Consider the following 13,851-nt stretch of genomic DNA (forward strand, 5'->3'; position numbering starts at 1 on the left):
AAAAAGGTCTTCAATTGAAGACCTTTTTTTTTTATTCCTTTATTTTAGAGATTATAGGTTGGGAATAACCAATTCTTGGTCTGGGTGAATCACATCCGGGTTTTTAAGAATATTGGTATTTGCATCAAAGATTTGCTTGTATTTCATTGGGTCTCCGTAGTATTTTTTGGCAATCTTACTTAAGGATTCCCCGCTTTTTACGGTGTGTCTTGCATAAACGGAGGTATCGCCTACAGTAATGTTGGCCATAATATCGCTAGGGCTTTCACCACCTATTTCCTTTATTTTGTCCCAAAGAAGGTTCTTTTCGTACTGGGTTGCAGCTTCGCCTTTAACCTTTAAGACATCACCTTCTACCCGTACATCGCCGTCTTTGATTCCTAATTCTTCGCCAAGGTCTAAAACAGGTTGATATTTTGCTTTTACGCTCATGATTTTGAGTTTTATTAATGGTTAATATTTCATTGTTCAAGATAGGTATATTTGTTGTATCGGGCAGCAAAATCCTTAAAATTCTAATATTATCTTCAAACCACTAAAAATAAGCTTGGTGAAGTGAAGATAAAGCCTTATTTTTGCACACCTTTTTTGCAAAGAAATCAAGAGGAAAAGGTATTTAGAAAATCAAACTTATAACATCTTCTGCGAGAATTGTTTAACTCTTGAGTCATCGTAGAATACAAATTTAAATCAGCACATGGCTGAAGAAAAAAACACAGTTGAGGTAGAAGAAACTGCCGCAGCACCACAAGAAACTCCTAAACAGGACCCAAAAGAATTTTTGGAAAACTTTGATTGGGAGAAGTATGAAGAGGGAATTGAGCGCGTTGATGACTCTAAATTGGAAGAGTTTGAAAAGCTAGTTGCCGAAAACTTTGTGGATACCGCAGATGAAGAAGTGGTGGAAGGAAAGGTAGTTTACTTGACCGATCGTGAAGCGATCATTGACATTAACGCCAAGTCTGAAGGTGTTATCTCCTTGAACGAGTTTAGGTACAACCCAGATTTAAAGGTGGGTGACAAGGTAGAAGTCTTGATCGATATTCGTGAAGACAAGAGTGGTCAGTTAGTGCTTTCGCATAGAAAGGCTAGGACCATTATGGCTTGGGATCGCGTTAATGCGGCCCACGATAAAGAAGAAATCGTAAGTGGTTTTGTTAAGTGCAGAACCAAAGGTGGTATGATCGTAGACGTATTTGGTATTGAAGCGTTCTTGCCTGGTTCACAAATTGATGTAAAACCGATCAGGGATTACGATCAGTATGTTGGAAAAACTATGGAATTCAAAGTGGTTAAAATCAATCATGAATTCAAAAACGTTGTTGTTTCCCACAAAGCACTTATCGAGGCTGATATTGAAGAGCAGAAGAAAGAAATCATTAGCCAACTTGAAAAAGGACAAGTATTGGAAGGTGTTGTTAAAAACATTACTTCTTACGGTGTCTTTGTTGATCTTGGTGGAGTTGATGGATTGGTACACATTACCGATCTTTCTTGGAGCCGTATCAACCATCCGAACGAGGTTGTGGAACTTGATCAGAAAATCAATGTTGTTATCCTTGATTTTGATGAGAACAAATCTCGTATCCAGTTAGGTATGAAGCAATTGGAGAAACATCCTTGGGATGCCCTTAGCGATGATATCAAAATTGGTGATAAGGTTAAAGGAAAAGTCGTTGTAATCGCAGATTACGGTGCGTTCATTGAAGTTGTTGAAGGAGTTGAAGGGTTGATCCACGTATCTGAAATGTCTTGGTCTACTCACTTGCGTTCAGCACAGGATTTTGTAAACGTTGGTGATGAGGTAGAGGCTGTTGTTCTTACTTTGGATAGGGAAGATCGTAAGATGTCTCTTGGTATCAAGCAATTGACTCCAGATCCATGGACAGATATTACTTCTAAATACCCAGTTGGTTCAAGACATAAAGGTATTGTTAGAAACTTTACCAACTTTGGTGTGTTTGTAGAAATGGAAGAAGGAATTGACGGTTTGATCTATATCTCCGATCTTTCTTGGACCAAGAAAATCAAACATCCATCTGAGTTTGTAAATGTTGGTGATACTATGGAAGTTGAAGTTCTTGAGTTGGATGTGGAAGGTCGTAAGCTAAGCTTGGGCCATAAGCAAACTACTGAGAACCCTTGGGACAAGTACGAGCAAGAATTTGCTGAAGGTACCGTTCACAAGGCGGCTATCACAGATGTAGTTGATAAAGGTGCTACTATTGAGTTCAATGAGGATATTACTGCATTTGTTCCTCAGCGTCATATGGAGAAAGAAGACGGTTCTAAACTTTCTAAAGGTGAAGAGGCTGAATTCAGAATCATTGAGTTTAATAAAGACTTTAAGCGTGTAGTTGCTAGTCACACTGCTATCTTCCGTGAAGAAGAGCAGCGTAACATTAAAGCGGCTCAGAAAAAAGCTGCAGCAGCAGCTGATGAGGCTAAACCTACTTTAGGAGATGCCAATGAAGCGCTTCAAGCATTGAAAGATAAAATGGAAGCTGGTAAGAAATAAGCTTTTGTTGAATTTATTTCAAGGCCCTACCGTTTTTTCGGTAGGGCTTTTTTTTATGTCTAAACCTTGGTAAATGAAGATAAAAGGCGCATTTTAAACGGTTTATAAGTAATGGTTTCGGTCCAGAACAAACATTGTCAATTTTAACAAGAATTCCCTATTTTTGTTCAGCTAATCCAATAGGGCACTATGGGTCAAAAAGTACTTCTTTCCGAAAAGGAAATCAATATCATACTTCATCGTTTGGCCTGTCAGTTATTGGAAAATCACCTCGATTTTAAGGATACGGCCTTGGTAGGAATACAACCAAGGGGAACCTTCGTTGCCCAAAGACTTACTAAAATTTTAAAGGAGGAATACGGAGTAAGACACGTAGATTTAGGTTTTTTGGATATTACTTTTTACCGTGATGATTTTAGAAGGGGGGAAAAGCCCTTGGAAGCAAATAAAACCAAAATAGATTTTTTGGTTGAGGATAGAAAGGTGGTATTTATAGATGATGTCTTGTACACTGGCCGTAGTATTAGGGCAGCCCTAACCGCTATTCAATCATTTGGTAGGCCTTCAGAAATAGAGCTCTTAACTTTAATAGATAGGAGGTTTAGTAGGCATTTGCCCATTCAACCTAATTATAGAGGAAGACAGGTAGATGCCATTAATGAGGAAAAAGTAAAGGTTCACTGGAAAGAAAACGAAGGCGAAGACGTAATTTATCTAATTAATAAATAACAATGAGCGAATTAAGTGTAAAACACTTATTGGGTATAAAGTATCTGACCGAAAAGGATATACAGCTCATTTTTGAGACGGCAGATCATTTTAAGGAGGTCATTAACCGTTCTATAAAAAAGGTGCCTTCACTTAGGGATATTACCATTGCCAATATTTTCTTTGAAAACAGCACTCGTACCAAGCTTTCTTTTGAACTGGCGGAAAAACGACTTTCAGCAGATGTTATCAATTTTTCGGCAGGCCAGTCTTCGGTAAAAAAAGGGGAGACTCTAATAGATACGGTAAATAATATCCTTTCTATGAAAGTGGATATGGTGGTGATGAGGCATCCGAATCCAGGGGCCGGTATATTTCTATCCAAACATGTAAACGCTTCTATAGTAAACGCCGGTGACGGGGCGCATGAGCACCCAACCCAAGCATTGTTGGATTCGTACTCCATACGAGAAAAATTGGGGGATGTTAGCGGAAAAAACGTGGTTATTGTTGGTGATATTTTACATTCTAGGGTAGCGCTTAGTAATATATTCGCCCTTAAGCTTCAAGGAGCAAATGTAAAAGTGTGTGGACCCAAAACACTTTTACCCAAATATGTGGAGTCACTGGGAGTAGAGGTCGAGACAGATTTAAGAAAGGCCTTAAATTGGTGTGATGTTGCAAATATGTTGCGCATACAGAACGAACGGCTAGATATTAGTTATTTTCCAACGACCAGAGAGTATACACAGCAATTTGGTGTCAACAAAAAACTGCTTGACAGTCTTGATAAAGAAATTGTGATAATGCACCCAGGTCCAATAAATAGGGGTGTTGAGATCACTACCGATGTTGCCGATTCCAAACAATCAATTATTTTGAATCAAGTTGAGAACGGTGTTGCCATACGTATGGCCGTAATTTACCTTTTAGCGTCTAAAATTAAATAACAGTTATGATATTTGATTCCAATGGGTCAACTACCGTTGTTTTTCAGGAAAAAACAACCTTGTCAACTTTTCTTCAAAATTTAAATGATGCTTATCCCAAGTTAAAGAATGAGCATATAGTTGTTAACCTGTTTTCCTTTTCTAAATTGACATCTGACGATGTCTTGGAGTTTCTGCAACTTTCCGATACTCATAAAAAAAACAATAAATCATTTGTGCTGGTAACCGATAAGGTTTCCTATGATGATGTGCCGGACACCATTTGTGTGGTACCTACCGTACAGGAAGCACATGACATCATTGAAATGGAAGAAATAGAAAGGGATTTAGAGTTATGAGTGAATTTCATCTAGCGCAGGTAAATATTGCAAAAATGTTGGAACCTATTGATAGCCCTGTAATGGAAGGGTTTGTTAATAACCTAGATCGCATTAACGCAATTGCGGAAAACAGCCCAGGATACGTTTGGAGGTTAAAAGGAGATGAAAACAACGCCACGGCCTTGCGAGTATTTGAAGATTATTTTTTAATTATTAATATGTCCGTTTGGGAATCTAAGGAGGCCTTGTTCAATTTTACATATGCTTCTCAACATGCCGGTGTATTAAGAAGAAAAAAAGAATGGTTTCACAATTTGAGTGAAATGCATATTTGCTTATGGTATGTTGAGAAAGGCTCCATGCCTACGCCGGAAGAAGCCCAAAAACGATTACAATATCTAAAGGACCATGGGGAGACTCCATATGCATTCAGTTTTAAGGGTAAGTATACCTTAGAGGAAGCCAAAAACTACAATCCTGAAAATTAATGAGGCTTACGATTCTTGGTTGTTATGCGGCTACACCGCGCACTTTAACTAATCCCACTTCTCAGGTACTTGAAATTAAAAACCATTTGTTTTTAATTGATTGCGGGGAAGGTACTCAAGTGCAGCTTCGCAAGAATAAAGTGAAATTCTCTAGAATTGAGCATATATTCATATCTCATTTGCATGGAGACCATTTCTTTGGGCTCCCAGGGCTCATATCTACCTTTAGGCTTTTAGGAAGGGAAAAAGAATTGCATATTCATGGGCCAAAAGGAATTAAGGAGGCCATTTTGCTGCTATTAAAATTAGGGGATTCGTGGACCAACTATCCACTCTTCTTCCATGAGCTTACGGAAAAAGTGCCCCAACTTATCTTTGAAGATGATACTGTAACGGTCACTACTATTCCTCTGGATCATAGGGTATACACCAATGGCTTTTTATTTAGGGAAAAGCCCGGCGATCGAAAACTCAATGTAGAGGCAATGGCGCAATATAAGGTAGATAAAGCTTATTTTAGAAATATTAAAAAAGGAAAAGACGTAACCTTGGAGGACGGAACCGTAGTTGCAAATGACCAACTCACCTTAGACCCTCCGGAACCCAAAAGCTACGCATTTTGTAGTGATACGGCCTACAAGCCAGAAATAGTCAGTCAGATTTCGAATGTAGATGCTCTTTATCATGAATCCACTTTCTTGGAATCCGAAGCTAAATTCTCCCTAAAAACAAAGCATGCCACGGCCAAGGAAGCGGCCTCGATTGCCCAACAAGCAGATGTTGGTGCACTGGTTCTTGGGCACTATTCCACAAGGTATAAATCCATAGAATTATTTAAAACAGAAGCTGAAGAGATTTTTCCAAATGTTTATTTAGGAGACGATGGAAAAGTTTTTGAGTTTTAGAGGTCACAGACTTTCTCAATTCTTTTCTTTTGCTGAAATTTGATACAGAAGTTTTATAGAACCTGTACAATGCAAAAAGACTTAGGAGACTACCGAAAATCTTATGAAAAAAGCGAGCTGACCGAAGACGTCTTACCAACTTTACCCATTGAATTATTTCAACGGTGGTTTATGGAAACCGAAGCGCAAGGTCAAGTGGAGGAGCCAAATGCAATGACCCTTTCTACCCTTGGTTTGGATGGGTACCCCAAAAGCCGGGTGGTTTTGTTAAAGGAGTTCAATTCTGATGGATTTGTTTTTTATACGAATTACGAAAGTGAAAAGGGTAAATCCATTGCTGTTAACAATAAGGTTTGTCTTTCCTTTTTTTGGCCTGCCATGGAGCGCCAAGTAATTATAAAGGGGCAAGTGAAAAAAGTGGATGGTATAACCTCGGATGCGTATTTTAATTCCAGGCCTGAGGGCAGTAAATTGGGTGCATGGGCCTCGAATCAAAGTACGGTAATACCTTCACGTCAATTCTTGGAAAATAGACTAGAAGAACTGGAGACGGAATTTAAAGGCACCGAAATAAAGAGGCCGGCACATTGGGGAGGTTATTTGGTTATTCCGGAAGAAATGGAGTTTTGGCAAGGAAGGGCCAACCGCTTACACGATAGGATTCTGTATTCCGCAGAGGAAAACGGTGTGTGGAATATAGAGCGTTTATCGCCTTGATTAAAAATATCTTTGGAGCATATGAAAAATCTTATTCTAGTACGTCATGGTAAATCTTCGTGGGATTATGCCGTGAACGATAAAGACCGGCCTTTGCAGGAGCGGGGAATTAATGATGCGTTTTTGGTGGCCGCTAAATTAGATGCTATCAAGATAAATATTGATGCTGTGTTTTCCAGCCCTGCCAACAGGGCATTGCATACCTGCATGATTTTTTTGAGAAGCCTACAATTTCCCTTTTCAGGTTTTCAAGTAGTTGAGGAACTATACGATTTTTCAGGAGAATCTGATTTACAGTTTGTTAAAGGTCTTTCAGATAACCTCAAAACCGTCATGATATTTGGTCATAACCATGCCTTTACGGACCTTGCCAATTCTTTGGGAAATAGCTATATTGAGAACGTGCCCACAAGCGGTTTGGTTCATATAAGTTTTGATACTTCTCAGTGGAAATCGATAAGCAAGGGCACAACAATTCAAACAATTTTTCCGAAAGACTATAGATAAATGATAAAAACAAAGCCTAGATACATAAATAGGGAAATAAGTTGGTTAAGTTTTAATGAGCGGGTGCTTCAAGAGAGTGAAGATAAAAATGTTCCGTTAATCGAAAGGTTACGTTTTCTAGGTATTTTTTCTAACAACCTGGACGAGTTTTTCAAAGTCAGGTATGCCACGGTTAAGCGAATTTTTGAGGCAGGTAAATCTGGTAAAAGTGTTCTAGGTGGCGAAAAAGCCAAAGATTTGTTGGCAGAGATTACTAAAATAGTGATCGACCAACAACGCAAAAGTGTTGAAATCCTTGAAAAAATAGAAAAGGAACTGGAAGAGCAGGATGTATATCTATTGAACGAAAATCAGTTAACCGAAAAGCAAGGTGCCTTTGTTAAAAAATACTTTTTGCAAAAGGTAAGTCCGCAATTAATGACTATTATCCTAAGTGATTTGGCGGAATTTCCGATGCTTAAGGACACTGCCGCTTATTTGGCGGTAAAAATGGTTTTAAGAAGTGATGACCGTACAAAAAGCACTTACGAGAAAAAGGAAAAGCGGTATGCACTTATAGAAATTCCAAAAGGAATCGATCGTTTTGTAGTGCTGCCCAAAGAGGGCAATAAGAATTACATTATAATATTGGATGATGTTATCAGATACTGTCTGGACAGTGTTTTTCCAATGTTTGATTATAAGTCTATAACCTCCCACATGATAAAAATTACCAGGGATGCGGAATTGGATATAGACAATGATCTTAGTAAGAGTTTTATAGAAAAAATCAGTTCCAGTGTAGAGCACCGAAAAATAGGTGACCCGGTCCGTTTTGTGTATGACAAGAGCATCGAAAACGATACGCTAGAGTTTCTGAAGGAAAAGATGGAAATTGAAGATGCGGATAGTGTTATTCCAGGAGGTCGGTACCACAATAAAAGGGATTATATGGGCTTTCCAAGTTTGGGAAGAAACGATCTTATGTATGATAAGATTACACCGCTGCCTGTAAAAGGTCTCAATATTGAAGGGAGTCTTTTGGAGAAGATAGCGGAGAAGGATTATATGCAATATACCCCCTACCACACGTTCTCCTATATACTTAAATTTTTGCGGGAGGCTGCCCTGGATCCAAAGGTGAAGACCATAAAAATTACGGTATATCGCTTGGCAAATAATTCTCAGGTAGCGGCCTGTTTGAGCAATGCCGTAAAAAATGGAAAACAGGTTACCTTACAGATTGAATTGCGTGCCCGTTTTGATGAACAGGCGAATATCAGATATGCAGAAGAATTACAGGCAGAAGGGGTGAAGCTCATTTTTGGTGTACCGGGTTTAAAGGTTCACAGTAAAATTTGTTTAATTGAGCGTGAAGAGAACGAAGAAATAAAGCGCTACGGTTTTATTAGTACCGGTAATTTTAACGAATCTACAGCTAGAATTTATACGGATTACACTTTATTTACGGCAAACGAACCCATACTAAAGGAGCTGAACAAGGTATTCGATTTCTTTGAAACTACCTATAAAATCAATAAATACAAGCATTTAATTGTATCGCCACATTATACAAAAAGCTTCTTTAAAAAACTGATTGATAAGGAAATTGCCAATGCCAAGGCTGGTAAGGAGGCCTACATTAAAATAAAGATGAACAGCTTTACGTCCTACAAAATGATCGATAAGCTTTACGAAGCTAGCAATGCCGGCGTAAAAATTCAAATGGTAGTTAGGGGTATTTGCTGCTTGATTCCTGGTGTGGAGGGGATGAGTGAAAATATTGAAGCCATAAGTGTGGTAGATAAGTTTTTGGAACACCCTAGGCTATTTATTTTCTGCAATGAGGGGAATCCAAAGGTGTATATTTCCTCTGCTGATTTCATGACCAGAAATATTGAAAATAGGGTGGAGGTAGGCTGTCCAATTTATGATGAGGATATCAAAAAGGAGCTTATAGATACGTTTAATATTTCATGGAACGATAATGTGAAAGCTAGAATTTTTGATGAGGAACAGCGTAATCTCTATAGGAAAAATGATAAGCCGGCCTTACGGTCCCAATTTGCTATGTATGATTATTACAAGAACAAATTAAGTTCTGTTGATAATATTGAGGAAGGTATAGATATGTAAAATCTATAAGAAGAGACTATTCAGTTAACCATGAATGGTCTCTTTTTTTCCTAACTCCTTCATGATGGAAGCTTCATACTCTAAAAGGTCGTTCCATTTTTGGTCTACCTCTTCCCTGTTCCCATATTGTCGGGCAAATTTTAGGAACATAGTATAATGGTTGGCTTCACTTACCATTAGTTTATGGTAAAACTCTGCAAGTTCTTTGTCCTCTAATTCTTCGGAGAGTAAACGGAAACGTTCACAGCTTCTGGCTTCAATGAGGGCGGCATACAAAAGACGGTGGGTTAAATGGGTGTTTCTACTACCTCCTTTGGGAAAGAACTTCATTAACTTGACCACGTACTCGTCCTTTCGCTCTCTGCCCAAGGTTTGTCCTCTGGCGATTATGCGGTCATGAACCATTTTAAAGTGTCCCATTTCTTCACGTGAAAGTGCAATCATTTCATCTACCAATTCAGTGTATTCGGGAAAGCTAATAATCAATGAGATAGCTGTGCTGGCGGCCTTTTGCTCACAATACGCATGATCTGTTAAGATTTCATCTATATTCTTTTCAACGATGTTTACCCATCTAGGGTCCGTAGGCAGTTTAAGACCGAGCATAATTCTTAATTTTTTTGTAAAATTAGGAAGAATCTTTAGAATGAAAGCTTCCTTTTAGGTAAGTTTCCCTTGGGAATAATTAGATTTGTAGTTAGTTGTTTTTTGGCAATTGCTACAAAACAACACCAAATTAAACCAAGAAGTCCAAAAATAGTACCATGAATCTCTCAAGCGTAGATGAAGAGCTATTGCATATATTGAGCTCTAATTTAAATGCTGATGCATTTGATTGGCTCAATTCCAAAATTGATGTCATAATTGAAAACAAGTCTACCAAAGATTTGTACCTCACCTATAGTTTGTTGTCAACCAAAGCAGATCGGAATAAGAAAATCTCGTTTGAGCTTGATAATAAAGAGCTGGAATCTTATTTATTGCAGCAGGAAGCCAATGAGCTGGAGATTTCCAGAATTTACTTGTTGATCAAGGTTTTAAAAACCGATGCCACTTTTTTTCAGCCTAAAGTAGCCAACTTGATACAAGTGGCCGATACGGGAGAACTTATCACTTTCTTGAAATTTGTTAGTTTGTTACCCAACGCCAAAGACTATAACCACGTAGCGGTGGAGGCTTTACGAACCAATATTGCCACCGTTTTTGAGGCGATTAGCATGGGTAATCCTTATCCAGCCAGGTTTTTTAACGATCAACAGTGGAACCAAATGTATTTAAAGGCTGCTTTTATGCAGTTAGACCTTTCTCAAATTTTAGAGGTTGATGCTAGGGCCAATAAAGATTTAGCTAGAATAATTTCGGATTATGCTCATGAGAGATGGGCTGCGTCTAGGGAAATTGATCCCTTATTTTGGAGGCCTGTTTCGAGGTTTATAGAAGGTGTGCTCTATGAGGATATGAAACGCCTGTTAGATAGTGATAATCCGTCCGAGAATAAAGCAGGTGCCCTTTGCTGTCATTTTTCCGGTAATGGGGAAGCACAAAAATTACTACAGAATTACCAACAACTAAACCACCAAGTTACTAACGGAACGATTACTTGGGAAAATGTAAAATAAATATTATGGAAGATAAAATGATGATCATTGACCCGCATGTTCATATGACATCCCGTACAACGGATGATTACGAGGCAATGGCCGCAGCAGGGGTTGTAGCGGTAATTGAACCATCTTTTTGGTTGGGGCAGCCCCGTACTCAAGTAGGCTCGTTTCAAGATTATTTTAGCAGCCTAGTTGGTTGGGAACGTTTTAGGGCAAGTCAATTTGGGATTCAGCATTATTGTACCATAGGCCTTAATTCCAAAGAAGCCAATAATGAGGCCCTGGCTGAGCAGGTTATTGAACTTCTGCCACTTTATCTGCATAAAGAGAATGTAGTGGCCATAGGAGAAATTGGGTATGATGATCAGACCCCGGCAGAGGATAAATATTTTAGGATGCAGCTAGAAATGGCTAAGGAGTTGGATATGGTAGTTCAAGTGCATACCCCCCACCGCGATAAAAAAGCGGGCACTCTTAAAAGTATGGAAGTTTGTCTTGAACACGGTTTAGACCCTTCCAAGGTTATTATTGACCATAACAATGAAGAGACCGTTAAGGACGTATTGGATAAAGGCTTTATAGCTGCCTTTACTATTTATCCAAAGACTAAAATGGGTAATGAGCGTATGGTAGAGGTGGTGAGAAAGTTTGGTAGTACCAATATTATCGTTGATAGTTCTGCGGATTGGGGCGTAAGTGATCCTCTAGCTGTGCCAAAAACTGCCTCATTAATGCTTAAAAGAGGTATCGCCAAGGAGGATGTTCATAAAACGTGCTATCAAAATGCATTGGATATTTTTAGCTACAATGGCAAAATGAAGGAAGAACATTGGTTAAACCCACAAGGAATCAATCAATCACAATTGTTCAATGATAATAGTGTGTTGAGGGGGCAAGAGCCTAGAATAGACGCAGATCAAATCACATAATGAACAAGGTTATACTTGGTTATGCCCGTTTGGCCAGGCCTGCCAACCTTCCCACGGCTGCAGCCGATATTTTTGCCGGAGCGGCTATAGGAGGGCTTTTCATTTCTGAAAATTCACTTGAGGTTTTTGCTTCCGAATTGGGGCTTTCATTCTTACTTCTTACGGTATCCTCTATTTTTCTCTATGCAGGAGGAGTGATAATGAATGATGTTTTCGATTATCGTCTAGATTTAATTGAAAGACCGGAAAGACCTATACCTAGTGGAGTGGTACCATTGGTCTCTGCGAGTATCTTTGGAGCGGTAGTTCTGTTGTTGGGGGTTACAATGGCTTTTTTTGTTTCTTTGGCTTCTGGTGCTATTGCTACTGCTTTGGTCTTGAGTATATTGTTGTATGATGGGTTAGCTAAGAAGCATGGCTTTTTTGGACCTTTGAACATGGGTGTCTGCAGGGGGCTCAATCTCATTTTGGGAATGTCAATTTTAGGTATGTTTTCTTATGCTTGGTTAGCATTTATACCAGTGGTTTACATATTTGCCATAACTCTTATAAGTAGGGGGGAGGTACATGGGGATAATAAGGGGCACATAGTTTTGGCGGGAGTGTTATATTCCGTAGTCATTTTGGCCATTTTGTTAGCGTCATTTATCTATACGGAATCAATTCTGGGAACGTTCATATATTTAGGGCTCTTTGCTTTTATGATATTCAGGCCTTTGATAAAAGCATATAAAGATAATTCACCAAAGAATATTAAAGGAGCCGTAATGGGAGGGGTCATTTCCCTAATAATAATGGATGCGGCCTTGGGGGCTTCTTTTTCAGTGTGGTGGTATGGTTTAGTTATCTTACTATTACTTCCAATTTCAAAAGGATTGGCCCGGATGTTTGCTGTAACTTAATTGAGCAGCCAAAAAAAAGAATATAATGATGAAGACTATAGAACAGAATTTTCAAGTTGCCTACAGGTATAGGTTGTTCTTTACCGAGAATCTATTCGATCAAAAGAATACGTTGTTCAGTGATCTTTTAAATGAATATAAAAGCGAACCGGTAAAACTGCTTTTTGTGGTGGATAACGGGGTTTCTGAAGCGCATCCGGATTTACTAAAAAATATAGCTTCCTATTGTGATGTGTACAAAGATAATCTTGTACATACCCAATCCGTAATTGTTCAAGGTGGAGAAGCCTGTAAGAATGGAGAGGAGCATGTGAACCAAATTTTGGACGGTATCAATGATTATGCTATTTGCAGACATTCTTTTGTTGTAGTAATTGGTGGTGGTGCAGTTATTGATATGGCAGGCTACGCAGCAGCTATTGCGCATAGGGGTGTGAAAATCATTCGTATTCCTACAACGGTACTTTCTCAAAATGACTCTGCCGTTGGTGTAAAAAATAGTGTAAATTACTTCGGGAAAAAGAATTTTTTAGGAACGTTTGCCCCTCCGTATGCTATTATAAATGACAGTAACTTTTTAGAAACACTGGAGCAAAGAGACTGGATTTCTGGTGTGGCGGAAGCTTTGAAGGTAGCGCTTATCAAGGATAAAAAATTCTTTGAATACATTGAAAAAAACGCTCTTAAACTGGGTGAGCGCGATATGCAAACAATGCAGTATACCATTTACAGGTGTGCCGAAATGCATATGGAGCATATAGCAACCGGCGGGGACCCTTTTGAAAGCGGTTCTTCTAGACCATTGGATTTTGGCCATTGGGCCGCACATAAACTGGAGCAGATGACCAATTATCAATTACGCCATGGGGAAGCAGTGGCCAAGGGTATTGTTTTGGATGTTGCTTACTCATATCTTACGGGTTTGATTAGTGAGAGCGATTTTAACAGGGTGGCTCAAGTTTTTGAAAATATTGGTTTCGATCTGCATTTCCCCATTAGTTCAAAGGAAGAAATGAAACGCCTTTTAAAGGGAATTCAAGAGTTTAGGGAGCATTTGGGAGGCAAGCTTACCATTACCCTCATTTCAGATATTGGTAAAAAACATGATGTTCACGAAATAGATAGTGATAAAATGATGGAAGCCCTTTATCTAGTCAATAAAATTTCAGAATCAAAAGCCGTTTAACT

The 13,851-nt window shown here is 38.9% G+C and carries 15 protein-coding genes; 13 read left to right on the top strand and 2 right to left on the bottom strand.

The genetic code is table 11. The features are described from left to right. Nucleotides 1-51 precede the first annotated feature (51 nt). On the bottom strand, nt 52-432 hold the full coding sequence (locus tag BIZ36_RS16300; RefSeq protein ID WP_187458965.1) for a LysM peptidoglycan-binding domain-containing protein: 381 nt from the start codon (nt 430-432) through the stop codon (nt 52-54). Nucleotides 433-697: 265 nt separating this feature from the next. Here BIZ36_RS16300 and rpsA point away from each other — a divergent pair, with 265 nt between their 5' ends. The 9 genes from rpsA (at nt 698) to ppk1 (ending at nt 9,228) form a co-directional block, all read left to right on the top strand. Further along, the gene (rpsA, locus tag BIZ36_RS16305; RefSeq protein ID WP_187458966.1) at nt 698-2,518 is read left to right on the top strand and encodes a 30S ribosomal protein S1; all 1,821 of its coding nucleotides are present in this window, start codon (nt 698-700) and stop codon (nt 2,516-2,518) included. Between the two features lie 189 nt (nt 2,519-2,707). Next, a complete protein-coding gene (gene pyrR / locus BIZ36_RS16310) occupies nt 2,708-3,247 on the top strand; it encodes a bifunctional pyr operon transcriptional regulator/uracil phosphoribosyltransferase PyrR (protein WP_187458967.1) in 540 nt (179 codons plus the stop codon). A gap of 2 nt (nt 3,248-3,249) precedes the next feature. Further along, the gene (locus BIZ36_RS16315) at nt 3,250-4,176 is read left to right on the top strand and encodes an aspartate carbamoyltransferase catalytic subunit (protein ID WP_187458968.1); all 927 of its coding nucleotides are present in this window, start codon (nt 3,250-3,252) and stop codon (nt 4,174-4,176) included. A 5-nt stretch (nt 4,177-4,181) separates the two neighbouring features. After that, complete coding sequence (locus tag BIZ36_RS16320; protein ID WP_187458969.1) at nt 4,182-4,514, top strand: ribonuclease Z; 333 nt, start codon at nt 4,182-4,184, stop codon at nt 4,512-4,514. Next, nucleotides 4,511-4,984: a DUF3291 domain-containing protein gene (locus BIZ36_RS16325; RefSeq protein WP_187458970.1), complete on the top strand. Its 474-nt coding sequence runs from the start codon at nt 4,511-4,513 to the stop codon at nt 4,982-4,984. The genes BIZ36_RS16320 and BIZ36_RS16325 overlap by 4 nt, the downstream gene beginning before the upstream one ends. Continuing rightward, nucleotides 4,984-5,889: a ribonuclease Z gene (locus BIZ36_RS16330; protein WP_187458971.1), complete on the top strand. Its 906-nt coding sequence runs from the start codon at nt 4,984-4,986 to the stop codon at nt 5,887-5,889. The genes BIZ36_RS16325 and BIZ36_RS16330 overlap by 1 nt, the downstream gene beginning before the upstream one ends. A gap of 69 nt (nt 5,890-5,958) precedes the next feature. Next, nucleotides 5,959-6,606 (top strand): pyridoxamine 5'-phosphate oxidase, encoded by a 648-nt coding sequence (pdxH, locus tag BIZ36_RS16335; RefSeq protein ID WP_187458972.1) that lies wholly within the window; start codon nt 5,959-5,961, stop codon nt 6,604-6,606. A gap of 21 nt (nt 6,607-6,627) precedes the next feature. After that, on the top strand, nt 6,628-7,113 hold the full coding sequence (locus BIZ36_RS16340) for a SixA phosphatase family protein (RefSeq protein ID WP_187458973.1): 486 nt from the start codon (nt 6,628-6,630) through the stop codon (nt 7,111-7,113). Next, nucleotides 7,114-9,228, top strand: coding sequence for a polyphosphate kinase 1 (ppk1, locus tag BIZ36_RS16345; RefSeq protein ID WP_187458974.1), 2,115 nt, complete (start codon nt 7,114-7,116; stop codon nt 9,226-9,228). It abuts the gene before it with no gap. A 24-nt stretch (nt 9,229-9,252) separates the two neighbouring features. Here the strand turns inward: ppk1 and BIZ36_RS16350 are convergent, their stop codons facing one another. Beyond that, nucleotides 9,253-9,834 carry a MiaE family protein gene (locus BIZ36_RS16350; protein ID WP_187458975.1) on the bottom strand — a complete coding sequence of 194 codons (582 nt, stop codon included), beginning with the start codon at nt 9,832-9,834 and terminating at the stop codon, nt 9,253-9,255. A 158-nt stretch (nt 9,835-9,992) separates the two neighbouring features. Between BIZ36_RS16350 and BIZ36_RS16355 the strand changes: the two genes are divergently transcribed. From BIZ36_RS16355 to BIZ36_RS16370, 4 genes are read left to right on the top strand one after another with little or no spacing between them, the layout of a single operon-like run. Next, nucleotides 9,993-10,847: an EboA domain-containing protein gene (locus tag BIZ36_RS16355; RefSeq protein ID WP_187458976.1), complete on the top strand. Its 855-nt coding sequence runs from the start codon at nt 9,993-9,995 to the stop codon at nt 10,845-10,847. A gap of 5 nt (nt 10,848-10,852) precedes the next feature. Next, entirely contained in the window at nt 10,853-11,761 is a 909-nt protein-coding gene (locus BIZ36_RS16360) for a TatD family hydrolase (RefSeq protein WP_187458977.1), read from the top strand. Then, complete coding sequence (gene eboC, locus BIZ36_RS16365) at nt 11,761-12,663, top strand: UbiA-like protein EboC (RefSeq protein WP_187458978.1); 903 nt, start codon at nt 11,761-11,763, stop codon at nt 12,661-12,663. Before BIZ36_RS16360 ends, eboC begins: the two co-directional genes overlap by 1 nt. Nucleotides 12,664-12,685: 22 nt before the next feature. After that, on the top strand, nt 12,686-13,849 hold the full coding sequence (locus BIZ36_RS16370) for a 3-dehydroquinate synthase (protein ID WP_353616853.1): 1,164 nt from the start codon (nt 12,686-12,688) through the stop codon (nt 13,847-13,849). The last annotated feature ends 2 nt before the right edge of the window (nt 13,850-13,851 follow it).

This window comes from Cytophaga sp. FL35, from assembly GCF_014349235.1.
Classification (GTDB): Bacteria; Bacteroidota; Bacteroidia; order Flavobacteriales; family Flavobacteriaceae; genus Euzebyella.

Bases quoted from the DNA above. Each gene is read 5' to 3' on its own strand.
- BIZ36_RS16300 (WP_187458965.1), bottom strand. From the start codon at position 432: ATGAGCGTAAAAGCAAAATATCAACCTGTTTTAGACCTTGGCGAAGAA.
- rpsA (WP_187458966.1), top strand. From the start codon at position 698: ATGGCTGAAGAAAAAAACACAGTTGAGGTAGAAGAAACTGCCGCAGCA.
- pyrR (WP_187458967.1), top strand. From the start codon at position 2,708: ATGGGTCAAAAAGTACTTCTTTCCGAAAAGGAAATCAATATCATACTT.
- BIZ36_RS16315 (WP_187458968.1), top strand. From the start codon at position 3,250: ATGAGCGAATTAAGTGTAAAACACTTATTGGGTATAAAGTATCTGACC.
- BIZ36_RS16320 (WP_187458969.1), top strand. From the start codon at position 4,182: ATGATATTTGATTCCAATGGGTCAACTACCGTTGTTTTTCAGGAAAAA.
- BIZ36_RS16325 (WP_187458970.1), top strand. From the start codon at position 4,511: ATGAGTGAATTTCATCTAGCGCAGGTAAATATTGCAAAAATGTTGGAA.
- BIZ36_RS16330 (WP_187458971.1), top strand. From the start codon at position 4,984: ATGAGGCTTACGATTCTTGGTTGTTATGCGGCTACACCGCGCACTTTA.
- pdxH (WP_187458972.1), top strand. From the start codon at position 5,959: ATGCAAAAAGACTTAGGAGACTACCGAAAATCTTATGAAAAAAGCGAG.
- BIZ36_RS16340 (WP_187458973.1), top strand. From the start codon at position 6,628: ATGAAAAATCTTATTCTAGTACGTCATGGTAAATCTTCGTGGGATTAT.
- ppk1 (WP_187458974.1), top strand. From the start codon at position 7,114: ATGATAAAAACAAAGCCTAGATACATAAATAGGGAAATAAGTTGGTTA.
- BIZ36_RS16350 (WP_187458975.1), bottom strand. From the start codon at position 9,834: ATGCTCGGTCTTAAACTGCCTACGGACCCTAGATGGGTAAACATCGTT.
- BIZ36_RS16355 (WP_187458976.1), top strand. From the start codon at position 9,993: ATGAATCTCTCAAGCGTAGATGAAGAGCTATTGCATATATTGAGCTCT.
- BIZ36_RS16360 (WP_187458977.1), top strand. From the start codon at position 10,853: ATGGAAGATAAAATGATGATCATTGACCCGCATGTTCATATGACATCC.
- eboC (WP_187458978.1), top strand. From the start codon at position 11,761: ATGAACAAGGTTATACTTGGTTATGCCCGTTTGGCCAGGCCTGCCAAC.